Consider the following 21003-nt stretch of genomic DNA (forward strand, 5'->3'; position numbering starts at 1 on the left):
GCCATGGGCGCAGCACGGCCATGGCGCTACACTGAAGTCCAGGATGCACCATCTCGCCAGCTGTCAGAAAGCATGCCCCACCAGTGGCCCGAAAGTTTCTTCAACGACCTCACGTGCCAGCGCGTTATCCAGTGCAGCACGGGAGGCGGTATTGTCGAACGAACTCGGATCGCACGTCCCGAATCACGCCCTTAAACGACGTTTATTGACATCCCTCTGGAGGGCAGGATTGCAGCCAACTCCATCAAGGATGTAAGCATCATGAAGGCTCCAACCACTGCCACTACTGCTCCTACCCAATTCGTTCAGGTGAATGATCGTCGCCTGGCTTATCGAACCATTGGCAGCGGCCGCCCACTGGTATTGCTGGTGCGCTATCGCGGCACCATGGACGATTGGGATCCGCTGTTCCTGGATAACTTGGCCGGGCGCGGTTTTCAGGTGACTGTCTTTGACTACAGCGGGCTGGGCCAATCAAGCGGCACACCGAGCTACAACCCCGGAGCACTGGCCAAGGATGCAATAGAACTCATCCAGGCGCTGGAGCTCGGCAAGGTTGTGATTGGTGGATGGTCACTCGGGGGAATTGCCGCTCAGGTTGTGCTGGCGCAGGCGCCACAGTTGGTAAGCCATGCCGTACTGATTGGTACGACGCCACCCGGTCAGCTGGTCAAACCTGGTGAAGCCCTGTTCTATGAGATGGCTCGTCGAGAAAATGACTTCGAGGATTTCGTACGCTTGTTCTTCGAGCCAGCCTCGAAGAACAGTCGTGCAGCAGCCGAAAAGGCCTGGGCGCGACTGACTTCACGTGAGGAGGATCGCAGCCCCCAAGTCCCTGTCGAGTGGGCCGCTCAGCAACTCGGAGACGGGCCGAAGAACCCCGTATTCCCAGTCGAGGCGGTGTTGCAGGCCCTGAAGAGCACCACCATTCCCGTGCTCCACCTGGGGGCCGATCACGACATCGTGTTCCCGGTCGAAAACTGGTATGCCCTGAGCAGCCAGTTGCCGACGCTGACGCTCGTCAGCTTCCCTGCCGCTGGCCAGGGGCCTCACATGCAGCACCCTGAGGCGGCTGCCAATCACATCGCGGCTTTCATCTCGGCTTAGCTTAACTGAGGGCCACCCCGGTGGCCATTCCTCCCTCATCCGGTCACAACTCGTCTGGCGTCCCTACGCACTGCCTGAGGCGGAACGCCAAGCCCGCGAATGAACACTTCTCGCATGTGCCGGCGATCTCTGAAACCCGTTTCTCTGGCCACTACATCCAAGCTGTGGCGACTCTGCTCGATCATCAGCCGGGCAGCTTCAAGGCGCAGGCTTTCCACGGCCTTCGCCGGTGACTGGCCCGTCTCTGCAGTAAACACCCGTGTGAACTGCCTGGGGCTCAAATGCGCGACTTCAGCCAGCTCCTCCACACTGAGTGGCCGGCCAAGATGCTTGCGTGCGTAATCCAAGGCGCTCTGGATGCGGTCAGATTTCGGCGAAAGCGTCAGCAGTTCGGAATGCTGGGATTGCCCACCGGAGCGGCGCTGATGCATGACCAGTTTTCGCGCCACCGAGCGAGCCATCTCCGTTCCGTGATCCTTTTCCACCATCCCCAATGCCATATCCAGCGCTGCAGTCATGCCCGCAGATGTCCATATCGGCCCATCCACGATGAAAATCCGATCTTCTTCGACTTCGATTTTCGGGTGCAGCTCACGCAGCTTGTTGGCAAAGGCCCAGTGTGTCGTTGCCCGCCGATTGTCGAGGACGCCAGCCTGCGCCAACACGAAGCAGCCTGTGCACAGGCCTGCCGTACGCCGCGCTCCGTCGACAAAACCTCGCACACTGGCAAGCACCTCCTCACTCGGCGGCGTCAGCGGCGTCAACGTCCCGGTGATCATCCAGGTGTCGGCCAAGCCAGGAGCGCCCAAGGGCAAGGTGTCCATGTACATCCCCAACGAGGAGCGCACAGTCCCACCCTCGATGGAAAAATTCTGGATCTTATAAGCCATTTCACCGGCAACGATGTTGGCAAACTCGAAGACCGCTTGGGTGGCCAAAGACATGACCTGGAAACCTTCAGTTATCAGATAGCCGACCCGGTGCATCGAATGACTCCATAGGTGATGTCCTAAAAACGTATCTTATGCGTCATTCAAGACGAAAGCGACCTTCTGCATCATGGCTTCACACCCAACAACGGAGCATGACCATGACGCAGCAATTCAAAGGCACCGCGCTCATTACCGGCGCCTCCACCGGGATTGGCTCGATCTACGCAGAGCGTTTGGCTCGCCGGGGCTATGACCTCGTGCTGGTGGCTCGCAACCGGGAGCGCCTCAACGCCCTGGCCAGCCGGATCACCACCGAGACCCAGCAGAACGTGGAAGTTTTCCCGGCTGACCTTTCCAAAGCAGATGACCTGGTGAAGGTCGAACGCAAACTACGTGATGACGCCAGCATCAGCCTGCTGGTGAACAATGCGGGTATCGGCACTCACACAAGCCTGATGGAAAGTGATGTCGAACGCATGGCCGAAATGATCAGCCTCAACATCACCGCCTTGACCCGCCTTACCTACGCTGCCGTTCCAGGCTTCGTCGCCCGTCAGGAAGGCGCCGTCATCAACATCTCGTCCATTGCAGGCCTTGCGCCAGAGCTGCTCAACGGTGTCTACGGTGGCAGCAAGGCCTACGTCACCGCCTTCAGCCAATCCCTGCACAAGGAGCTTGCAGACAAAGGCATCAAGATCCAGGCGGTATTGCCAGGGGCCACCGCGACCGACTTCTGGCAGATCGGCGGCCTGCCTGTCGAGAATCTCGATCCCGGCATCGTCATGTCCGCTCATGATCTGGTCGACGGTGCCCTGCAGGACTTCGACAACGATGTGCTGCTGTCCATCCCGTCGCTGCATGACGTGCACGCTTTCCAGCGCTATGAGGCCAGCCGGCAAGCATTGTTCAGCCAGTTGTCCAGTAACCAGCTTGCCCCGCGTTACAGCGCCAAGGGATCACCAGCACAGGAAACGCAATCATGACTCGCATCAATGCCCTGACCCTCGATCAGGCTCCTCCAGCCGCGCGCAGTGCCCTGCAGGGCGTGGAGAAAGGCTTGGGCTTTATTCCGAACGCGTTCGCCACCCTCGCCCATTCGCCGGCAGCCCTCGGTGGCTATCTTGCGCTGTCGCAAGCCTTGAACAAGAACAGCCTCAGCCCCGCCGAGCGTGAAGTTGTCGCGTTGGCTGCATCAGCGGTGAATGGCTGCGACTACTGCATCGCCGCACACAGCTTCTTTGGCGGCAAGGCAGGTTTGGACGCTGGTGAGCTGCTGGCGGCACGTGCCGGCACACTCGATGGCGTTGCTGCGTTCGCCAGAGCGGTGACGCTGAGCCGAGGCCAGGTCAGCGATGCGCAGCTGGCGGCGGCGCGGGAAGCAGGGCTGGATGACGCGAAAATCGTCGATGTGATCGCCCAGGTCGCCCTGCTGACGCTGACCAACTACCTCAACAATGTGGCCATGACGGACATCGATTTCCCACCTGCCGGCACGTGAGGGGCTGCGCGAGGCGTCGCCAGCGCCTCACCACTTTCATTACAAGCGAGAAAGTCTTACTGCTTTTAGGCTGTTTTTCGCGTTAATCGAAGCGAATAACCTGTGTCCACTTTTGATTCTCATAGAGGTAGCGCCATGAAGGCTGTCGTCTACACACAACCCGGATTACCTATTCAGGACGCTCAGTCTCTGTATGACGCGGAGCTCCCGGAGCCAAAGGTCGGCGCCCGTGACCTGCTTGTCGACGTCAGGGCGATTGCCGTCAACCCGGTCGATACCAAGATTCGGGCCAGCCGCGGTGGCGAGCAACCCCAAGTGCTCGGCTGGGATGCTGTCGGTGTGGTCCGTGAGACGGGCCCAGAGGTCACCCTGTTCAGGCCAGGGGATGAAGTGTTCTACGCCGGAGCCATAGATCGGCCCGGCAGCTACAGCCAGTTCCATGTGGTGGACGAGCGAATCGTCGGCCACAAGCCCAAGCGCCTGGACAACGCCAGTGCCGCCGCCCTGCCGCTGACGTCCATCACGGCCTGGGAGTTGCTGTTCGACCGTTTGGCCGTCGAAGAAAATGGCGGCAGAGGTCAAACCCTGCTGGTGGTCGGGGCGGCTGGCGGAGTGGGCTCGATCCTGGTACAGCTGGCAAGCAAGTTGACGCAGCTTACAGTGATAGGCACGGCCTCAAGACCTGAGACTCAAGCCTGGGTCAATGATCTGGGCGCCCATCATGTGATTGATCACTCCGAGTCGATCCCGCTTCAGCTGGAGGCGCTCAAACTGAATCCGATTGATTATGTAATCAGCCTGACGCACACCGACTCTTACCTGCCGCAATTGGTGGAAGTGCTTCGTCCGCAAGGCAAGCTCGCATTGATCGATGACCCGGCGCAACTGGATGTCATGCCGCTCAAGCGCAAATCGCTGTCACTGCACTGGGAGCTCATGTTCACCCGCTCCTTGTACAAGACCGAGGACATGATCAAGCAGCACCAGTTGCTCGAACGTGTTTCACAGCTGGTCGATGAGGGGATACTGAAAACGACTGTCGGGGAGCATTTCGGCGGCATATGTGCCGACAACCTCAAACGTGCCCACGCCCTGCTCGAAAGCGGCAAGGCCCGAGGCAAAATTGTTCTGGAGGGCTTTTAGACACCGCTTTGAAAAAGGCCCGCGCGTAATACCTTCAAGATGAAGCAAGCCGCTCAATCAATGGCAAGCCCGGAGCGCAGCTTTCCCCGAGGCAGCTCTCGCTCGGCAGCCACAGTGGGTGTTTCGTGAAACCGGATTGGCTCAGCAGTCTTCTCGTTTGGTTCTGATCACTGCCAGAGTCTCATCAGGGCACCATGAATTCCGCTCACTGGGTCCTGCTCAGGGTGTGGCACTCGGGCGATACGTGCCAGTGCCTGCTGGTGAGCGGCAACTTCTGGTCGCTGGATATCGTAATCTTCCTGCCCTTGGGGATAGGCGCCCACGACCAGAAAGTCGTCGCTGGACACCATGCAACGATGCCCCGTCCCTGCGGGTAAAACCAGAACATCACCCGCCTTGACCGTCAGCGCCTGCCCCGCTGCACCGCCCAACATTATCCGAGCCTGGCCGCGGGCAACGCCCAGCACCTCGTGCGCATTGGGGTGAAAATGGTGGTAATCGAAAATCCCGGCACGCCACAGCGGGGTCCATTGATGAGCGGCGAACAAGGTCTCGAACGCGCCGGCATTGTCATGCGCAGGCGCAAGTTGCAGCCGGTAGAGCAACACGGGGAAGCGGCTATTAGGCGTCGCACCATCGTCCTCGAACCGCAGGGCCTGCAGGGGCTGGGTGTTGCTGTCGATGGCAAACATGAGGGCATCCTGATCAGGTAGGCGATGTACTTGTGAAGCCAGACCTATCCCGGGGTTCCTGCGGGCTGACGATGTACAACCTGTTGAAAGTCGAGCCCCGACGTGCCCTATCAACTGTTCGCCATCTCTATTGGCCTGCATGACATTTTCGTTGACCGTGAAGATCAGATCGCCAGCGCCTGGGAAAAGCCCTGGCCGCCGATCGGCCGGTTCTGATCGAGTTCAAGACCGATGTGCCGCCCCGCACTACAGCATCTGGCTCGAAGAAAAACTAAACCTTTACTCGCTCCTGCGGCTCAACCGATTGCGACATTGAGGTCGCGCCCACTGAACGAAGGAGTCAGACATGCACCAGCCATTCCTGAAACTCGCAGGCATCACGCTATTGATGAGCCTGGCTTCGCTACAGGCACAAGCCGCCTCTTCGGATGACTTTGTCGATGCAGCCACCGAGGCCGGCATCGCCGAAGTGGTCACCGGCAATCTGGCGCTGGAAAAGAGCCAGAGTGCCGACATCAAGAAATTTGCCCAGCAAATGGTGACCGACCATACCAAAGCCAATCAGGAGCTAGGCGACATCGCCCGCAAGCTGGATATCAGCGTGCCAGACGATGCGGCACTGACGGACAAGGTCAAGAAAATGATCCTCGAATGGCGCGAAGAGTCGTTCGACAAATCATATGTGAACAACCAGGTCGACGCTCACGAGAAGGCAGTGGAACTCTTCAAGAAGGAAGCCGCGTCATCCGACAAACCTGAACTGAAGGCGTTCGCCAGCGATAAATTGCCAACCCTCGAGCACCATTTGGAGCAGGCCAAAGCGTTGCAGACCACCCACGGTAAATAACCTGCAGCCGAGTGAGGTCAAAGATGAGCAATGACGAATTACGTACTGAAGTACTGACGCGGTTGCTGCACACCCATCCCCATGGGCTGGGCAAGGAAGTGTTGGACAATTATCGGGGCGAGAAAGCCGTGGCCGGCATGCTCAAGACACTTCAGGAGCACGGTCTGATTCAGGATGGCAGTGTAGCGGTCAGCGCTGACCATGAGGTGACCATGAGTTACCCGATCAAGCTGTCAGCAGCAGGGGTCGAGGCGGCTCGCCAATTGGAGAGCTGACGCGAGCGGGACCGCGCCGCGGTCCCTTCTACTGCTGCCTGCTGTTGATCACCACATCGGCCAGGGTTTCAGGCAATTTACTCAGGAGTGAATACCATGCCACGCGGTGACAAAGACAAATATACCGACAAGCAGAAACGCAAGGCCCAGAACATCGAGCAATCATACGAGGACAAAGGCGTCGGCAAGGATGAAGCCGAAGCACGCGCCTGGGCCACCGTTAACAAACAATCCGGCGGCGGTGAAAAGCCGGGAGGTGCGGGCAGCAAGACATCACTGCAGGCGAAAGATTCTGCACGTTCGGATTCGGCCAAACGCGCCGCGAAATCTCGTCAGGGGCATTCACGTACTTCACACGTTTCGCTGGAATCGCAAACCAAGCAAAGCCTTCTGAAGGAGGCGCGCAGCAAAGGCATCAAGGGGCGTTCAACCATGAACAAAGCCCAATTGGTGGAAGCCCTGGGCAAACAGAATTGACCAGGGCAAAGTTGAGCAGTGCATGGCCCAACCCTGAGCCACTCGTCAATCATGCTGAACCCCTCTTTACCGCTGCCGGTCGCTACTGATGAGTGCATGAACGCGGGGGGCAACGGTGAGCGAGATCCGCATTGGTATTTCCGGTTGGCGCTATGGCCCATGGCGCAAGGACTTCTACCCAGAGGGGCTGCGCCAGGACGACGAGCTGACGTTCGCCTCGCGGGCAGTCAACAGCATCGAAATCAACGGCTCCTTCTACGCGCTGCAAACCCCGGAGCGCTATGGCAAGTGGCGTAATCAGACACCGCCAGGCTTCGTGTTCGCGGTCAAGGCGCCGCGCTACATCACCCATGTCCGCAGGCTGCGCGAGGTCGACGAGGCGCTTGCCAATTTCTTCGCATCGGGCCCGTTGCTGCTGGGTGACAAACTGGGCCCCTTCCTGTGGCAGTTTCCGCCAAACCTGAAATTCGACGCGCAGCGCTTCAGCGACTTTCTGGCCAAGCTGCCCCACGACCGCAAAGCCGCCCGCAGCCTTGCCCGCCACGCCGCGGAACGCCTGCAAGGCAACGGCGGCATTGTCGTGCCGGGTAATGCGCGCCTGCGCCACGCCGTGGAGATCCGCCACCCCAGCTTCCTCTGCAACACCTTCATCGACCTGTTGCGCAAGCACAAGGTTGCCTTGGTGGTCGCCGACAGCGCCGGCAAATGGCCCTGTGTCGAAGAGGTCACGGCCGACTTCGTATACTTGCGCCTGCATGGCGATGTCGAGCTGTACAGCAGCGGCTATACGGCCAGCGCGCTGCGCCGCTGGCGCCTGCGTATCCAGGCCTGGGCTGCGGGCGGCCAGCCGGAGGATGCTAAGCGCGTGGTACGCCGCGCCCCTGCAAAACGTACGTCGCGTGATGTGTACTGCTACTTCGACAACGACCAGAAAGTCCATGCCCCTTACGATGCCCGCCGCCTGCTGGACAAGCTGGGCCTTGGCGGCGAGCTGGCTACCGAACCAGGCGTCGAGCCGCAGGAGCCGCTATGAACCGGACACTGCCCGCCCCCCGCGGCATCATCGACAAGGTCACCGCCGTGCATCGCCTGACGGTACTGACCCTCAATGTGCACAAGGGCTTCACCCTGTTCAACCGCCGCTTCATCTTGCCGGAACTGCGCGAGGCGGTACGCTCGACCGGCGCCGACCTGGTGTTTCTCCAGGAGGTGCACGGCAGTCATCGGCAACATGCCGAGCGCCATCCGACGTGGCCACAGACACCCCAGTACGAGTTTCTCGCCGACAGCATGTGGCCGCAGTTCGCCTATGGACGCAATGCGGTTTACCCCCATGGCGACCATGGCAACGCGCTGCTGTCCAAATTTCCCATCCGTGCCCACGACAATCTGGACGTTTCAGTCCATGGCAACGAAGAGCGCGGTCTGCTGCACTGCCAGCTGGAAGTGCCGGGCCATGAACAGGTGCACACCGTCTGCGTGCACCTGGGCCTGCGCGAAGAGCATCGTCAGCGTCAGGTCGGCCTGCTGCTCGCGTTGCTTGACAGCCTGCCGCCGGATGAGCCGGTCATCGTCGCCGGCGACTTCAACGACTGGCGCCTGAAAGCGGATGCGCGGCTGTCGGGCCACTTGGTGGAAGCCTTCGGCAAGCCGCCACGCAGCTTTCCCGCGCGCCTGCCGATGCTGCGCCTGGACCGCATCTACCTGCGCAATGCCCGTGCTGCCCAGGCACGGGTGTTATCCAGATACCCATGGTCCCACCTCTCCGACCATGCCCCGCTGGTGGCGCAGGTGACGCTATGAAGCAGCCTTGGTGCGACGGCAACCGCGTCCAGTTGCTGATAAACGGAGAGCAGTACTATCCCAGCGTCTTCGAGGCCATGGCCCAGGCACGCGAAGAGATCCTTTTGGAAACCTTCATCATCTACGACGACAAGGTCGGCCAACCCTTGCGCCACGCCCTGATCGATGCCGCGCGGCGCGGGGTGCGGGTCGAAGTGGCGGTGGACGGCTACGGCACCGCCGACCTGCCTGATGATTTCATCGCCTCGCTGACCGAGGCCGGCGTGCGTTTCCATGCGTTCGATCCGCAACCACGGCTGGTGGGCATGCGCACCAACCTGTTTCGCCGCCTGCACCGCAAGATTGTGGTGATCGACGGGCAACGCGCCTTCATCGGCGGCCTGAATTACAGTGCCGACCACCTGGGTGACTTCGGCCCGCAGGCCAAGCAGGACTACGCCGTGGAGGTCGTCGGCCCGGTGGTGGCCCAAGTGCATGCTTCTTCCTGCCGCATGCTCGCACCGGTGCTGGATGCTGCCAGCAGGCTTCAGCCGAATGGCATCGCTTCAGGCCCGGCCAGCGCCGTGCTGGTGGAACGCGACAACCAGCGCCATCGCAACGATATCGAAGCCTGCTATTTGCAGGTTTTCCGTGAAGCAAGGCAACGTATCGTCGTGGCCAACGCCTACTTCTTCCCCGGCTACCGCTTGCTGCGCGAACTGCGCAACGCCGCCCGGCGCGGGGTCGAGGTAACGCTGATCCTCCAGGGGCAACCGGACATGCGCTGGGTTCGCGCGCTCTCGCGGCTGCTCTACAACTACTTGTTGCGCGACGACGTGCGCATCCATGAGTACTGCCAGCGGCCGCTTCACGGCAAGGTTGCGTTGGTGGATAACGACTGGTCCACCGTAGGCTCAAGCAACCTCGACCCGCTGAGCCTGTCGTTCAACCTTGAGGCCAACCTGCTGATCCGCGACCCTGCGTTCAACGAACAGCTGTACCAGCATCTGACCGAACTGAGCCGGGAGCACTGCAAGACCGTAACGCTGGAGCGCATGGTGCGTGGTTATTGGTGGCGTGCCCCGTTGATCTTCCTGGGTTTCCACATCACGCGCTATTTCCCGCGGATTGCCGGCTGGTTTCCGGCGCACCGGCAGCGCCTGCAGTCGCTGCAAGCCGACGACCAGGCCCCGGCCGACTACCACGGGGGCAAGACCTGATGGCCACTACACGCTGGACGACCTGGGCCAAACGCTTGCTGACCGTGCTGTTTTTGCTGTTGATACCGGTACTGCTGGTCACCCTGGCGCGTAACCTGGACTGGAATGAAGTGCGCCAGTCACTGCTGGCCTACCGGTCCTCAACCCTGGCCTTGGGGCTGCTGCTGGCCCTGTGCAGCTACCTGGTATTCGCCAGTTACGACCTGCTCGCCCGCGCCTACACCGGTCACCGCTTGCCGGCTCGCCAGGTACTGCCGGTAGCGTTCGTCTGCTATGCATTCAACCTCAACTTCACCACCTGGGTCGGCGGTGTGGCCCTGCGTTATCGCCTGTACAGCCGGCTGGGCCTGGATACCCCGACCATCACCCGCATCCTCACCTTGGGGCTGTTGACCAACTGGATGGGCTACTTGCTGCTGGCCGGCACGGTATTCGCCTTGGGCCTGGTCAAGCTGCCGGAAAGCTGGGCGGTCGGTGCCAGCGGCCTGCGCCTGATCGGCGTATTGATGGTGGCGGTGGCGTTAGCCTACCTGTGCGCCTGCGCCTGTGCCAAGCGGCGCACGTGGGCGCTGCGCGGCCACGAAGTCACCCTGCCGAGCCTGCGTATGGCGCTGTGCCAGGTGGCCCTGGGCGCAAGCAACTGGGCGCTGATGGCAGCGCTGATTCACCTGCTGCTGCCGCCCGAGCTGTTCTATCCCTCGGTGCTAGGTGTATTGCTGATCAGTTGCGTGGCCGGGGTGGTCGCCCACATTCCCGCAGGGCTCGGCGTACTGGAAGCCGTATTCCTGGCGCTGCTCCACGGCCAGCTCGGCCAAGGCACCCTGATCGCAGCGCTGCTGGGCTATCGAACGCTGTACTACCTGATCCCGCTGCTGTTGGCGGTGGTTACCTACCTGATCCTCGAGAAGCGCGCCAAGGCCTTGCGCCGACAGGCCGAGGCAGCCATCGATAAGCGCTGACGGGCCCTGGTGCCCGGGAGGTATATCATGCGATTCGCTCTGTACATGGCACTATTGGGAATTTTGAGCAGTGGGCAGGTGTTGGCCGAAGGTTGCGACGTGGTCACCCGCTCATCCAGCGAGGCGGTCAAACCAGTGCAGCAACACACCTGTTACAGATACAGCAACATGCCCGCGGAGGCGATTGCCTGGTCGTGCAGCAACGAAAGTAAAGAGATGTTGAACAACGAAAAGCGTCGGGTGGAGCGTTGCGCCGACGGCAGCGTTGGCAGCTGTATCGCGCCACTGACGCAGGAGACACTGGCCAACCCCGATGCCGCTGGACGTGATGAACCTGCCACCCGCCCTGCACTACCCAAGGATGCGCGGATAATCACCTACTACTACGACACTTCCGGCCTGGGCCAGGCCCGCAGCGACTGCGAACGCAACAACGGTGTCTGGCAAACCCATTGAGTGAGTCACCCAAACCAGATGCGTGACGGGTGAGTCTCTACATGATCTACACCACATCCTGTCGCTCTCCCGTCTCACATCTACAAGCATCTAGGCTCATGGCGAAATCGGATCGCTCGCCGGGAAAGTTTCATCCAGTGCATTATCGACATTGGACTCTTTCGACTGAGCTAACTCACCACACTTGCAGTCGCTCATTCGACAGGGTTCGCCATTGCGATGGCCCTTTGCACAGGCCTCGCAGCAATAGGCCTTGCCATCCTGGACCACAGCATTGGCATCCACGGTGCAAGAACAATGGGTGCAGGAACAACGTTGCTCATTCATCACGGCTCTCTCCCTTCGTCATCGGGCACCACATCATCGGTCCAGCGGCGCTAAGCGCGCCAGTTCGGCCTCGTCCAGGCCGAAACCGCCACCGACCTCGTGGCCATCTAGTTGGCGCAAGGCCTTGTTCACATTGCCGGGTCATGGAGCGCTCCTACACATTGAAGGGTGACCGGGCTGGCTGTAGCGCAGCGCGCCACTACGTTCGCAACATTGGCAGTGAAGCCCGGCGACTTCACATACCAGCAGGCTTCGCCATTGGCAGTTCCGCAGCAGGCAGAAGAGTTTCATCAACCACCTCCCTGGCCCTCAGGACCATCCGGGCCCTTACTGAAACTGACTGCGCAGCGCCGCGAAGGTTTATCCGGATTTCCCGGTCAGCCCATCAGGGCAGCGGTTTGTCACCGGCTCTACCGATGGTCGCTCATCACCTGCCCGGCCACTGCGCGTATCGCCTGGCGGTTATCCAGGCCCTGTTCACGGGCCAGCGCGAAGGCTTGGCGCTGGCGATCGGCACTGCTGCCCTCTCGCAGGATAAGCCGGGCATGAACGAATGAACGCTCGGCATCGGCGGTGTCCGGCGGGCATTGCAGTTGCAACTGCCTCAGCCAGCCCTCGGCGCTGACCGGCTGTTGCTCGTGGACACCGATGAAGGTGGCCAGACGGCCCTGACGCAGGGCGCGCCAGTAGTTTTCCTGGGTGACCCAGCGCATCTCGCGGTTGGCGGGGTCATCGTGGCGGGTCAGCGCCTGCTCGACAAGGTGGCGAAACAGGCCGGCGACGGCCAGGGCATCTTCCAGCCGCGGGCAACCATCGCAGATACGCAGTTCGACCGTCGGAAACCGCCTCGAGGGCCTGATCGCCCACCAGAAGTCGCCGTCCTCGGCCAGGCTGCCGGTCCGTTGCAGCAATGCCCTGTAGCGCTGGTAAGCGCTCCAGTCCGGCAACGGCTCTGGCAGGCCCATGTGCGGCCATTCCCCGCACACTGCGCGGCGGTAGCTCATGTAGCCGGTATCCTCACCTCCCCAATACGCAGACGAAGTGCTGAGCGCCAACAACAAGGGCAGCCAGTACAGCACCCGGTTGATCACCCGCATCCGATCGATGCCCACTGGTACACCGACGTGCACGTGTAGGCCATTCAACAGGCTGCGCCGGGCCACCAGCTGGTAATCGTCGAACAACTGGCGATAGTGCGGTGTGCCACGTGGGTGCTGGCGCAGCCACTGGGCGCTTGGGTGGCTTGCCGCGCCGTACAGGCCGGCGCCCTCGTCGGCCAGCGCCTGGGCCAGGCGCTGGCGCCGCTCGCCAAAGAAATCACGTGCCTGGTGCAGTGCGTCGAATACCGGCGAAGCGATCTCTATCTGGCTGTGGAACATTTCTTCGGCGAACCACGGGCCCAATGCATCCCGACAACAGCGGGCCACGGCTACGGACGGCGCCGCCATGACCTGCCCGGTGGCCAGCTTCACCAGCAGGTATTCTTCCTCGATGCCAAACGTGCACTGGCGCCCCACAACGCTATCAGCCGCGACGGGTTACAGTCAGGGCCACGGCGGCAATGCGCTCGACCTGCTCGTAACCGGGCTCAAGCAATTGCTCACCGAATACGTCTGGGTCCAGCTCGCGATAGAACCAGCTGAACTCAGGGCCTGCCAGGCGCAGGCGCATGGCTTCGAGCAGCGCATCGCGCCCCTCGACGATGGCGACACCGGTGTACAGCAACAACGTGCCACCGGGCGACAGGCGCTCACGGGCCTGCTCGACAATGCGCAGCGACAACTCGGCGCCCAGTGCGCCGCCGCCGTGGCGGTAGGCGCGCTGGCCGGCGTCGAGCATGTACGGCGGGTTGGCGACGATCAGGTCGAACGTACCTGCGATGTCATCGAGCAGGTCGCTGCGCTCCACCGAGACATTGGCCACACCGGCCAAGGCAGCATTGATGGCAGTATGGCGCAAGGCCAAGGGGTTGATGTCCACCGCGCAGACCTGCGCATGCTGCGCGGCGCGCGCGATCAGCAATGCCCCGACACCGCTGCCGCAGCCGATGTCGACGGCATGCTGCACGCGCTCGGGCGTGCTTCTGAGGTGATCGTGGATCAGCTGGGCGAACCGGTAGCTGTCCGGGCCGAAGAACACGGCATCGCGGCTGTCCGTAGGCCAGGCGGAATGAACCAGCAGCAGGTCATCCAGGCTGGACCAGCGCACGTTGCTGCACCACAGCGCCCCCTGGGCTTGCAGCACGCCAGCGAGGCGCAGCTGCTCCAGTTCATCGTGGCTGAGCAGTGACGCGGCGAACGGTCTACTCCAGCCGAACACATCACGCAAGGTACAAGCCTGCTGCGCCTCGGCTCGGGCATTGACCCTGGCTTGGGTCGCCGGCGTCACGCAGGTGAAACGATAGCCGTCGGCGCGCAAGCGCTTGCCCAATTGCAGCAAGGCCTCATCGGCACGAATCTCATCCTGGTCGAGCAGCATCAATGAAGACCTCCGTGCATCAAACCGGTGGCCTGGATGAACGCACGGGTGGCGTGCAGGCCTTCGGGAGTGGCGTGCCGATTGCCGGCCATTGCATCGATCAGCGCAGGTATGTCCGATACCTTGGACGTGCTAGAGACATCATCGTCCAGCTGCAAGCCATGCTCCCACTGCCCTGGCGGCACCCGACGCATTCCGGCACCTTGCCAGGAGCCAGCTATCCAGTCATGCCAAAGCTGCTTTTCATAGGCATCAAACACACCGAACATGGCCGCAACCGGCCCCTCGATCAGCGACCAGAAGCGGCTTTGCTCAGGATCGTTGTCACGCTTGATCCAACCTTGCGCCTGTAAGGCTTCAAGAAACCCGGGCACCGCGCCGGGCTCAGCAAGCCACTCGTTGATGGTGCGTCCTTGCAGGCGACAGCGGTCCGAATGCATGCACTGTCCATAGATGCGCTTGCGTTCCAGTGCACTTAGCAACTCGGCCTGCACGTCGAACGACGCGATCAGCGCGGGCGTGTCGGTGCCCAGGTTATTGAGCCGGTAGCCGTGCCTCACGCGCTCATAGAACGCCGGCCCCTGATCCCGCGCCAGCTCGGAGAAGCACTCCACGGCGCGTCGCGCATGGCCGCTGGCGGCATTATCGATGGTCACATGCAACTGAAAGTAATGGGCGTCGATACCCAGCTCGGCCAGCTCATGGGTGGTGATCAGCAGGTGCAAGGGCGGTTGCTCGTAACCCAGGTTGTAACCGATTACTTCCGGCAAGAATCGCTGGCAGTGCTGCCCCAGCGCCAATTGCAGCGTGCCCTGCAGGTAACGAGCAGGGTCAAGTGGCCGCTCCTGCGAGCACCCCAGACGGCTGAGCAAGCGCTGATAAATCAGCACGTGGTTGCAGCGAGGGTCGCCGTCCCCGAGCTCTTCCAAGAAGGTGCGGATCAGCCCGTGGAAGCGCGGATCCTGCCAGTGCGATAGGGTTCCGTGCAGCCACGCACCGTCGACCGCCTTGGTCGGCGCGACTTGCTGCAGGAACCACAAGGCATGGGCTCGGTTGGCGAAATAACGCCGCGCCCCGCCCTGAAGCCGGTGTTTCAGATAGGCCGCATGCCCTTTGGCGACACCCCCTGCATGGGCATCGGCCCATTGCGTAAGTAGCCCAGGATCATCTGGCAAATCGTCGGCAAGCAGACGGGCATGGCGCAATTGCTCCTCCAGCCAGGCCCCACTAGTCGGTTCATGGCCCTCAAGTAGCGCTCGATAGCGATGTTCCAGCCCTGTGCTGGCCTTATGGGTCGTGGTACCTGCATGCGTCATTACCACCATGCCTTGAACCTCGCTCATTGATTCTGCGGTTTGGTCTCAGGTGGAGGAGTGGTTGCGGGAGGGGTAGGTTGCTGCATCTGAAGCGAGGGTTTACTTGGGTCAGCATCCTTGGCGGGGTGATCCTTGTCGCGGTCGAAACAACCTCCGAGCAGCGAGAAACTGGCAGTCAACAGCAGCGCGACAAACAGGTTGTTTTTCATCTGATGGGCTCTCGTTTTCGTGAAGACCTACACCAACGAGTCCGACCGGTACCGGTGAATTCGTTCTGATTTCGACATAGCGGATGAGCGGTGCCCGAAAACGCCCGTTGCGCCTTTACGGTGGCCCCTTATTCAAAAAAAACTAAACCTCCTCCTGCTCCCACGGCTCGACCGGGTGCGACTTAGAGGTCGCAGCCACCAAGCGAAGGAGCGTCAGATGAACACACCATTATTGAAAATCGCCGGGGTTGCCCTGTTGATGGGCCTGGCTTCGCTGCAGGTACAGGCCGCGTCTTCGGACGATTTCATCGATGCGGCCACTGAAGCCGGTATCGCCGAAGTGGTCACCGGTAACCTGGCGCAGGAAAAGAGCCAGAGCGCAGACATCAAGCAATTCGCCCAGCAAATGGTCACAGACCATTCCAAAGCCAACCAGGAACTCGGCGATATCGCCCGCAAGCTGGACATCAGCGTGCCCGACGAAGCGGCGCTGAGTGACAAGGCGAAGAAGATGATCCTCGAATGGCGCGAGGAGTCGTTCGACCGGTCGTATGTCAATAACCAGGTCGAAGCGCACGAAAAAGCCGTGGAATTGTTCAAGAAAGAGGCCGCCTCCTCGGACAAGCCAGAGATGAAGGCCTTCGCCAGCGAAAAGTTGCCAACGCTGCAACACCATCTGGAGCAGGCCAAGGCGCTGCAAGCCACCCACGGCAAGTAATCGACTCGTCCCCGCGCGATCCCAAGGGCCGTCTTGCGGCCCTGTCTTAAGTTACCTGGAAGCGAGCGCCCATGAATGGCTCCGAGTCGGTCTGACCAAAAGCCGACACGCTTTGACGGGCGGCCCACGCCCTTCAGCGCTTCCCGCCCTTCTGCTGCTGTTTCTCTGTGCCCTGCCCTTCGACCTTGTCCACCAGCAAGGGCATCGTGCCCAGCACCAATAGCGCCAACACCGTACTGACCAGCGCCGTGGCTTCGCGTCCCATCCCCGCTGCCGTACCAATGGCCGCCGTCATCCATAGCCCCGCGGCTGTGGTCAGGCCCTTGACATGACTGGTGTCCTGGCCATTGCCTTTGAGGATGGTGCCCGCGCCCAGAAAGCCGATACCGGCAACGATGCCCTGAATCACCCTGCTCAGTGCCTGCGCATCGGCACCTGCCATGCTCGGTGCCAGCACGAACAGCGCCGCCCCCAGCGAAACGAGCATGTGCGTGCGTAGCCCGGCGGACTTGCCTTTGTGCTCGCGCTCGAAGCCCAGCACTGCGCCCAGTACGGCAGCCATCACCAGACGTACTAGGATTCGAACGATCTCGCGCTCATCGCCAATGTCGGCAAATTCGGCCTGGATTGTTTGCCAGATCATGTCCATTGACAGGAACTGGCCTGATGAGGTTGTCTGCTGGTGCGGCGCTCTTCGCAGGCTCGCGCTGGTTCGATCTTGATCGGCATGACAGCGGCTTCCGAGGACGGTTAAACCGTATGACTGCAAGTACTGCAAGGTTGCTGCATCGGATTGCCTGGCAGGTAGAGTGCATGTCGTCTGGGCTGACTTTGACAGCTGTCAGAAATCGCCATTCTCGATCGCGCATTCTGTTGGGGGTATCGCGGGTATTTTTGGGGGTGTATTTTCCATTTATTGAAACCAGAAATGCCGCCCTAGAGCCCTGTCCAGGTGTTCTTCGGCGAGTTCCTACCTCCCGCCGCACCGCCAGTGGTTTCTGCTCAGGCATCAGCATTTTTTATTCTCGCAGTGACCAGAACCGACGTGACGTAATCCGTCACTGCGTCCTAGATCTAACAAGGCGCCTCAAATTATTTGGCCCCTTCTTTAGCATGACGACCGCGTACAGGAGCTTCACGAGCTGTTAAACCCTTACTTTTATAATCTGCACCTGAGTATATTTGGGTCTGATAAGTCACAGGTTATCCGAACCTATCGCAGCATTGAGCGAGATGAAATTGACAGAGCCGGTACAAATGCTCTCCTCCCAGCCGTTGGTGCTGGCGGAGTTAGCCGACAGCACCCGCGCCGCGGCCGAGGCATTCATCGCGGCAGGCACTGCGGCCAATACGGTGCGCAGCTATCAGAGCGCCCTCACCTACTGGTCCGCGTGGTTGCGGTTACGTTATCGCCGCTCGCTCGGCGACAGCGCGTTGCCACCCGAGGTCACCGTGCAATTCATCGTCGACCATTTGGCCAGGCCCGATACATCTGGTAACTGGACGCACCTGCTGCCGCCGGCCGTCGATGCCGCGTTGGTGGAAGCCAAGATCAAGGGCAAGCCGGGGCCACTGTCGTTCAGCACAGTTAGCCATCGCTTGGCAGTTTTGGCTAAATGGCATCGCCTGCGACGCTGGGATAACCCAAGTGAGGCTCCTGCGGTGAAGACGCTTCTTCGCGAGGCACGCAAGGCCCAAGCGCGCCAAGGCGTATCCGTGCGGAAGAAAACTGCAGTAGTGTTGGAGCCGCTGCAGGCGATGCTTGCCACCTGCACTGACGGCGTGCGTGGTACGCGCGATCGCGCCCTGCTATTAATGGCCTGGAGCGGCGGTGGCCGGCGCCGCTCGGAAATCGTGGGTTTGCAGATCGAAGACCTTCGCCGTCTGGACGCCGACACCTGGCTATATGCACTTGGGGCAACCAAAACCGATAGTAGCGGCGTGCGGCGGGAAAAGCCGCTGCAGGGACCGGCGGCTCAGGCGCTGAACGCCTGGCTCGCTGTAGCACCGGCCAGCGAGGGCCCGCTGTTTCGCCGCTTGTACAAAGGGGGGCGGGTCGCGTCTGCTGGTCTGTCCGGTGACCAGGTCGCGCGCATTGTCAAACGCCGTGCGGCACTAGCCGGCCTCGACGGCGACTGGGCAGCGCACAGCCTGCGCTCGGGCTTCGTCACCGAGGCAGGACGCCAGGGGGTGCCTCTCGGCGAGGTAATGGCGATGACTGAGCACCGTAGCGTCAGTACCGTAATGGGCTATTTCCAGGCGGGGTCGTTACTGGGCAGTCGTGCCAGCCAACTCCTTTCAATGGAATCGTCAAACGAGAACGCGCCAAGTGACCTTCAGCCGACAGCGAATCCCTCCTAGCGCGCAGGGAGGCGCCCGCCAGATGCGTGAACAAGTACGGTGTGCAGTCCACACCACGCCACCAACTGATTTCAACATCGCCTCCTAAGCATCAAGGTGCAGCTCGGCGAAGCCAGCCCGGAGCGTTCGCCCGACGTAAGTAGCAGTGGATGAAGCGGCATCTCAAATCAGCAATAATGGCCTACCGCCACCAAGGAACGCGTAGACCATGGCCCGAAAATCCTCCCCTGTTGTCCCTCCACAGCCGAAGTTAAAACTGACGTCGCAAGAGATCGACCGTGGTATTGCCCGGTTATCCGAAAGAATTGCAGAGCTTCACGCCTTTGACCTTGGTACCGTCCGGGATGGCAATACACCCGAGCTAAAGGCTATGGAGGTTGCCATCAAGGACAGTCTGACCCGCTGTTTCGGCGAGGACACCAGTACCTACCGCACCTATGCGGCCGCCACCGACCTCACGTATTACCCCATGGTTTTCACCACCGGGCACACGGTCGACTATCACGGACCAATTCAACGCAGGGTACTGAACTCCATCGCGCTGCTTGAACAGGCACAGAAAAGCTTGAAGGAGGATTTGGCTGATCTCCCAGCAGCGGAGGATACGCAGAGAGCCTCGGGTCGTGAGGATAAGCTTGTCCAGTCAGATCGAGTATTTGTTGTCCACGGCCATGACGAGGGTGCTCGTGAGTCGGTGGCTCGATTCCTTGAAAAGCTTGGACTCGAGCCCGTCATTCTCCATGAACAGGCCAATCGTGGTCGGACCGTAATCGAGAAGATTGAAGGACACCGAGACGTAGGATTTGCGGTGGTGCTGCTCACGCCTGACGACCAAGGCTGCGTAAAGGGCGGAGAATTAGAGCCACGCGCCAGACAGAACGTCCTGTTGGAACTTGGCTATTTCCTGGGCTACCTGGGGCGTGACAGGGTCTGTGCACTCAAGCGTGACCAAGTGGAAATACCCAGCGACTTCGCAGGCGTAGTCTGGACTTCGATGAGCGACGAGGGTTGGAAGCAAGCCTTGAGCCGGGAGCTACAGGGCGCCGGCTACGAAATTGATTGGAATAAAGTAATGCGCTGCTAGGCAGCAGGCTGAAGCCCTGACCTCAACCGGGCTGACAAAGGTGGCGGTGGGGTGTAATCTAGCGACATTGGCTCCGAGACTTTGTTGGCAAATCGCCTCCCCTTGGAGACGCCTGAAAGCCCGCCCTAAAAGCGGGCTTTTTTCGTATCCGCCAGCATTTCCACCGATTGGGCTCTCACAAGCTCAGTCTTCGGCTCAGGCGCGCTCTGCGCCCAATCCCCCTCAACTAGCTCTGCCGTTCTTTGAGGCTTTCAGCGATTTTGGCCTCCAGGGTTTCTAGCGGCACACCTTGACGCCGCACGATTTTCCGAGAACGCCGAGATTTCTTTCAATAACTGCCCGTCCTCCCCCGAGATGAATTCCAGCTTTTGGTGCAGCGCAAGGTAGGTGGCGACGTCATTTTGCTATCTGCATTGGAGCTATGGACTAGCCAGTTGCGGTCCTCAAGTAACGTGGCAACGCGTCAGGCGGCAGACGACGCTCAAAATGCTGATCGATCCGCCGGCGATCACGCGTATCGGCAACGTCAGACTCGGTCTCAATACGTTGGCAATGGTCAACGGGTGTCAACCCTCAGGACCACGTGTAAGATGTACCCTTGAGCGACAGCGCAAAGTGCTGGTGGAATGCCAATGGAGTACATTCAATGGTTCCGATTCGTGAAAGTGGCACCCGCAGGGCAACGGAATACTTGATCCAAGCCAATATTGGTGAACTGAGCCCCGTGCTGATTTATCACCATATTAACGCAGGATTCACATTGTTGGACGTTCAACAGATGTTGTTAGAGATTACACCACGCTCGTGCGGCTCAACATTGCGCCGAATTTTAGGCAAGCCTACTTCTGCCAAGCTCCGCGCCGGGCGTCTCCCAGTACGCCTGAATTCCCAGCAGAGCGCTGTGGCCTTTATGTACGCCAAGATTTTTGAGTTATCCCTGAATGTTTTTGGTACGCCCCAACTCGCTGAACAATGGATGAGATTACCGTGCCGCTTCCTAGGTGGCGATGTGCCACTTGACGTGATACATAATCCCTATGCATACCGCTTGATCGAAACGTATCTACAGCGCGTAAAGTACGGGATTTACCAATAGCATTTGGCACACAAGCACCCTATCTC

General features: G+C 60.5%; 25 protein-coding genes and 1 pseudogene. 16 read left to right on the forward strand and 10 right to left on the reverse strand.

Translation table 11 applies throughout. The features are described from left to right. Window positions 1-261 precede the first annotated feature (261 nt). A complete protein-coding gene (locus tag IAE39_RS07160; RefSeq protein WP_201200735.1) occupies window positions 262-1107 on the forward strand; it encodes an alpha/beta fold hydrolase in 846 nt (281 codons plus the stop codon). Window positions 1108-1142: 35 nt separating this feature from the next. Here the strand turns inward: IAE39_RS07160 and IAE39_RS07165 are convergent, their stop codons facing one another. Then, complete coding sequence (locus tag IAE39_RS07165; protein WP_201200737.1) at window positions 1143-2093, reverse strand: GlxA family transcriptional regulator; 951 nt, start codon at window positions 2091-2093, stop codon at window positions 1143-1145. Between the two features lie 104 nt (window positions 2094-2197). Here IAE39_RS07165 and IAE39_RS07170 point away from each other — a divergent pair, with 104 nt between their 5' ends. From IAE39_RS07170 to IAE39_RS07180, 3 genes are all read left to right on the forward strand, one after another. Further along, window positions 2198-3022 (forward strand): SDR family NAD(P)-dependent oxidoreductase, encoded by an 825-nt coding sequence (locus IAE39_RS07170; protein WP_201200739.1) that lies wholly within the window; start codon window positions 2198-2200, stop codon window positions 3020-3022. Next, window positions 3019-3537 carry a carboxymuconolactone decarboxylase family protein gene (locus IAE39_RS07175; protein ID WP_201200755.1) on the forward strand — a complete coding sequence of 173 codons (519 nt, stop codon included), beginning with the start codon at window positions 3019-3021 and terminating at the stop codon, window positions 3535-3537. Before IAE39_RS07170 ends, IAE39_RS07175 begins: the two co-directional genes overlap by 4 nt. A gap of 135 nt (window positions 3538-3672) precedes the next feature. After that, entirely contained in the window at window positions 3673-4680 is a 1008-nt protein-coding gene (locus IAE39_RS07180; protein ID WP_201200758.1) for a zinc-binding alcohol dehydrogenase family protein, read from the forward strand. A gap of 167 nt (window positions 4681-4847) precedes the next feature. Here IAE39_RS07180 and IAE39_RS07185 read toward each other — a convergent pair whose 3' ends face one another. Beyond that, a complete protein-coding gene (locus IAE39_RS07185) occupies window positions 4848-5372 on the reverse strand; it encodes a cupin domain-containing protein (RefSeq protein ID WP_201200760.1) in 525 nt (174 codons plus the stop codon). A gap of 346 nt (window positions 5373-5718) precedes the next feature. Here IAE39_RS07185 and IAE39_RS07190 point away from each other — a divergent pair, with 346 nt between their 5' ends. The 8 genes from IAE39_RS07190 (at window position 5719) to IAE39_RS07225 (ending at window position 11388) form a co-directional block, all read left to right on the forward strand. Further along, on the forward strand, window positions 5719-6219 hold the full coding sequence (locus tag IAE39_RS07190; protein WP_201200762.1) for a DUF4142 domain-containing protein: 501 nt from the start codon (window positions 5719-5721) through the stop codon (window positions 6217-6219). A 23-nt stretch (window positions 6220-6242) separates the two neighbouring features. Next, window positions 6243-6494 carry a hypothetical protein gene (locus tag IAE39_RS07195; protein ID WP_201200765.1) on the forward strand — a complete coding sequence of 84 codons (252 nt, stop codon included), beginning with the start codon at window positions 6243-6245 and terminating at the stop codon, window positions 6492-6494. A 96-nt stretch (window positions 6495-6590) separates the two neighbouring features. Continuing rightward, a complete protein-coding gene (locus IAE39_RS07200; protein WP_201200768.1) occupies window positions 6591-6971 on the forward strand; it encodes a termination factor Rho in 381 nt (126 codons plus the stop codon). 115 nt (window positions 6972-7086) lie between these two features. Continuing rightward, window positions 7087-8004 (forward strand): DUF72 domain-containing protein, encoded by a 918-nt coding sequence (locus IAE39_RS07205; protein WP_201200770.1) that lies wholly within the window; start codon window positions 7087-7089, stop codon window positions 8002-8004. Continuing rightward, window positions 8001-8774 carry an endonuclease/exonuclease/phosphatase family protein gene (locus IAE39_RS07210; RefSeq protein WP_201200773.1) on the forward strand — a complete coding sequence of 258 codons (774 nt, stop codon included), beginning with the start codon at window positions 8001-8003 and terminating at the stop codon, window positions 8772-8774. Before IAE39_RS07205 ends, IAE39_RS07210 begins: the two co-directional genes overlap by 4 nt. Beyond that, complete coding sequence (gene clsB, locus IAE39_RS07215) at window positions 8771-9973, forward strand: cardiolipin synthase ClsB (protein WP_201200775.1); 1203 nt, start codon at window positions 8771-8773, stop codon at window positions 9971-9973. The genes IAE39_RS07210 and clsB overlap by 4 nt, the downstream gene beginning before the upstream one ends. Further along, complete coding sequence (locus tag IAE39_RS07220; protein WP_201200776.1) at window positions 9973-10932, forward strand: lysylphosphatidylglycerol synthase domain-containing protein; 960 nt, start codon at window positions 9973-9975, stop codon at window positions 10930-10932. Before clsB ends, IAE39_RS07220 begins: the two co-directional genes overlap by 1 nt. Window positions 10933-10959: 27 nt before the next feature. Then, on the forward strand, window positions 10960-11388 hold the full coding sequence (locus IAE39_RS07225; protein WP_201200778.1) for a hypothetical protein: 429 nt from the start codon (window positions 10960-10962) through the stop codon (window positions 11386-11388). A gap of 96 nt (window positions 11389-11484) precedes the next feature. Here the strand turns inward: IAE39_RS07225 and IAE39_RS07230 are convergent, their stop codons facing one another. The 7 genes and pseudogenes from IAE39_RS07230 to IAE39_RS07250 form a co-directional block, all read right to left on the reverse strand. Then, a complete protein-coding gene (locus tag IAE39_RS07230; protein WP_201200779.1) occupies window positions 11485-11715 on the reverse strand; it encodes a metallothionein in 231 nt (76 codons plus the stop codon). Beyond that, window positions 11715-11853: pseudogene (locus IAE39_RS29620) on the reverse strand (phosphotransferase system, HPr-related protein); the annotation flags it as partial. The gene IAE39_RS07230 and the pseudogene IAE39_RS29620, both read right to left, overlap by 1 nt. A 3-nt stretch (window positions 11854-11856) precedes the next feature. Beyond that, the gene (locus IAE39_RS29965) at window positions 11857-12006 is read right to left on the reverse strand and encodes a PSPA7_2676 family Cys-rich small protein (RefSeq protein ID WP_328825558.1); all 150 of its coding nucleotides are present in this window, start codon (window positions 12004-12006) and stop codon (window positions 11857-11859) included. A 119-nt stretch (window positions 12007-12125) separates the two neighbouring features. Beyond that, window positions 12126-13232, reverse strand: coding sequence for a carboxylate-amine ligase (locus IAE39_RS07235; protein WP_201200780.1), 1107 nt, complete (start codon window positions 13230-13232; stop codon window positions 12126-12128). A gap of 7 nt (window positions 13233-13239) precedes the next feature. Next, the gene (locus IAE39_RS07240; protein WP_201200781.1) at window positions 13240-14193 is read right to left on the reverse strand and encodes a methyltransferase; all 954 of its coding nucleotides are present in this window, start codon (window positions 14191-14193) and stop codon (window positions 13240-13242) included. Next, the gene (locus tag IAE39_RS07245) at window positions 14193-15518 is read right to left on the reverse strand and encodes an iron-containing redox enzyme family protein (protein ID WP_201200894.1); all 1326 of its coding nucleotides are present in this window, start codon (window positions 15516-15518) and stop codon (window positions 14193-14195) included. Before IAE39_RS07245 ends, IAE39_RS07240 begins: the two co-directional genes overlap by 1 nt. Before the next feature lie 14 nt (window positions 15519-15532). Continuing rightward, window positions 15533-15718, reverse strand: a complete 186-nt coding sequence (locus IAE39_RS07250) for a hypothetical protein (RefSeq protein WP_201200782.1) — start codon at window positions 15716-15718, stop codon at window positions 15533-15535. 217 nt (window positions 15719-15935) lie between these two features. Between IAE39_RS07250 and IAE39_RS07255 the strand changes: the two genes are divergently transcribed. Continuing rightward, window positions 15936-16436, forward strand: coding sequence for a DUF4142 domain-containing protein (locus IAE39_RS07255; protein WP_201200783.1), 501 nt, complete (start codon window positions 15936-15938; stop codon window positions 16434-16436). A 133-nt stretch (window positions 16437-16569) separates the two neighbouring features. Here IAE39_RS07255 and IAE39_RS07260 read toward each other — a convergent pair whose 3' ends face one another. Then, window positions 16570-17085 (reverse strand): MgtC/SapB family protein, encoded by a 516-nt coding sequence (locus IAE39_RS07260; RefSeq protein ID WP_201200785.1) that lies wholly within the window; start codon window positions 17083-17085, stop codon window positions 16570-16572. Between the two features lie 608 nt (window positions 17086-17693). Here IAE39_RS07260 and IAE39_RS07265 point away from each other — a divergent pair. The 3 genes from IAE39_RS07265 to IAE39_RS07275 all read left to right on the forward strand — a co-directional run bounded on the left by IAE39_RS07265 (window position 17694) and on the right by IAE39_RS07275 (window position 20977). Beyond that, window positions 17694-18797 carry a site-specific integrase gene (locus IAE39_RS07265; RefSeq protein ID WP_236548448.1) on the forward strand — a complete coding sequence of 368 codons (1104 nt, stop codon included), beginning with the start codon at window positions 17694-17696 and terminating at the stop codon, window positions 18795-18797. Window positions 18798-19005: 208 nt separating this feature from the next. Next, window positions 19006-19881 carry a TIR domain-containing protein gene (locus IAE39_RS07270; protein ID WP_201200789.1) on the forward strand — a complete coding sequence of 292 codons (876 nt, stop codon included), beginning with the start codon at window positions 19006-19008 and terminating at the stop codon, window positions 19879-19881. Between the two features lie 646 nt (window positions 19882-20527). Then, window positions 20528-20977: an antitoxin Xre/MbcA/ParS toxin-binding domain-containing protein gene (locus tag IAE39_RS07275; protein ID WP_201200791.1), complete on the forward strand. Its 450-nt coding sequence runs from the start codon at window positions 20528-20530 to the stop codon at window positions 20975-20977. Window positions 20978-21003: the final 26 nt, after the last annotated feature.

It is taken from the genome of Pseudomonas sp. S37 (genome assembly GCF_016658545.1).
In the GTDB taxonomy this organism is placed as follows: Bacteria; Pseudomonadota; Gammaproteobacteria; order Pseudomonadales; family Pseudomonadaceae; genus Aquipseudomonas.

Bases quoted from the DNA above. Each gene is read 5' to 3' on its own strand.
- IAE39_RS07160 (WP_201200735.1), top strand. From the start codon at position 262: ATGAAGGCTCCAACCACTGCCACTACTGCTCCTACCCAATTCGTTCAG.
- IAE39_RS07165 (WP_201200737.1), bottom strand. From the start codon at position 2,093: ATGCACCGGGTCGGCTATCTGATAACTGAAGGTTTCCAGGTCATGTCT.
- IAE39_RS07170 (WP_201200739.1), top strand. From the start codon at position 2,198: ATGACGCAGCAATTCAAAGGCACCGCGCTCATTACCGGCGCCTCCACC.
- IAE39_RS07175 (WP_201200755.1), top strand. From the start codon at position 3,019: ATGACTCGCATCAATGCCCTGACCCTCGATCAGGCTCCTCCAGCCGCG.
- IAE39_RS07180 (WP_201200758.1), top strand. From the start codon at position 3,673: ATGAAGGCTGTCGTCTACACACAACCCGGATTACCTATTCAGGACGCT.
- IAE39_RS07185 (WP_201200760.1), bottom strand. From the start codon at position 5,372: ATGTTTGCCATCGACAGCAACACCCAGCCCCTGCAGGCCCTGCGGTTC.
- IAE39_RS07190 (WP_201200762.1), top strand. From the start codon at position 5,719: ATGCACCAGCCATTCCTGAAACTCGCAGGCATCACGCTATTGATGAGC.
- IAE39_RS07195 (WP_201200765.1), top strand. From the start codon at position 6,243: ATGAGCAATGACGAATTACGTACTGAAGTACTGACGCGGTTGCTGCAC.
- IAE39_RS07200 (WP_201200768.1), top strand. From the start codon at position 6,591: ATGCCACGCGGTGACAAAGACAAATATACCGACAAGCAGAAACGCAAG.
- IAE39_RS07210 (WP_201200773.1), top strand. From the start codon at position 8,001: ATGAACCGGACACTGCCCGCCCCCCGCGGCATCATCGACAAGGTCACC.
- clsB (WP_201200775.1), top strand. From the start codon at position 8,771: ATGAAGCAGCCTTGGTGCGACGGCAACCGCGTCCAGTTGCTGATAAAC.
- IAE39_RS07220 (WP_201200776.1), top strand. From the start codon at position 9,973: ATGGCCACTACACGCTGGACGACCTGGGCCAAACGCTTGCTGACCGTG.
- IAE39_RS07225 (WP_201200778.1), top strand. From the start codon at position 10,960: ATGCGATTCGCTCTGTACATGGCACTATTGGGAATTTTGAGCAGTGGG.
- IAE39_RS07230 (WP_201200779.1), bottom strand. From the start codon at position 11,715: ATGAATGAGCAACGTTGTTCCTGCACCCATTGTTCTTGCACCGTGGAT.
- IAE39_RS29965 (WP_328825558.1), bottom strand. From the start codon at position 12,006: ATGAAACTCTTCTGCCTGCTGCGGAACTGCCAATGGCGAAGCCTGCTG.
- IAE39_RS07240 (WP_201200781.1), bottom strand. From the start codon at position 14,193: ATGCTGCTCGACCAGGATGAGATTCGTGCCGATGAGGCCTTGCTGCAA.
- IAE39_RS07245 (WP_201200894.1), bottom strand. From the start codon at position 15,518: ATGGTGGTAATGACGCATGCAGGTACCACGACCCATAAGGCCAGCACA.
- IAE39_RS07250 (WP_201200782.1), bottom strand. From the start codon at position 15,718: ATGAAAAACAACCTGTTTGTCGCGCTGCTGTTGACTGCCAGTTTCTCG.
- IAE39_RS07255 (WP_201200783.1), top strand. From the start codon at position 15,936: ATGAACACACCATTATTGAAAATCGCCGGGGTTGCCCTGTTGATGGGC.
- IAE39_RS07260 (WP_201200785.1), bottom strand. From the start codon at position 17,085: ATGGACATGATCTGGCAAACAATCCAGGCCGAATTTGCCGACATTGGC.
- IAE39_RS07265 (WP_236548448.1), top strand. From the start codon at position 17,694: ATGCTCTCCTCCCAGCCGTTGGTGCTGGCGGAGTTAGCCGACAGCACC.
- IAE39_RS07270 (WP_201200789.1), top strand. From the start codon at position 19,006: ATGGCCCGAAAATCCTCCCCTGTTGTCCCTCCACAGCCGAAGTTAAAA.
- IAE39_RS07275 (WP_201200791.1), top strand. From the start codon at position 20,528: ATGGTTCCGATTCGTGAAAGTGGCACCCGCAGGGCAACGGAATACTTG.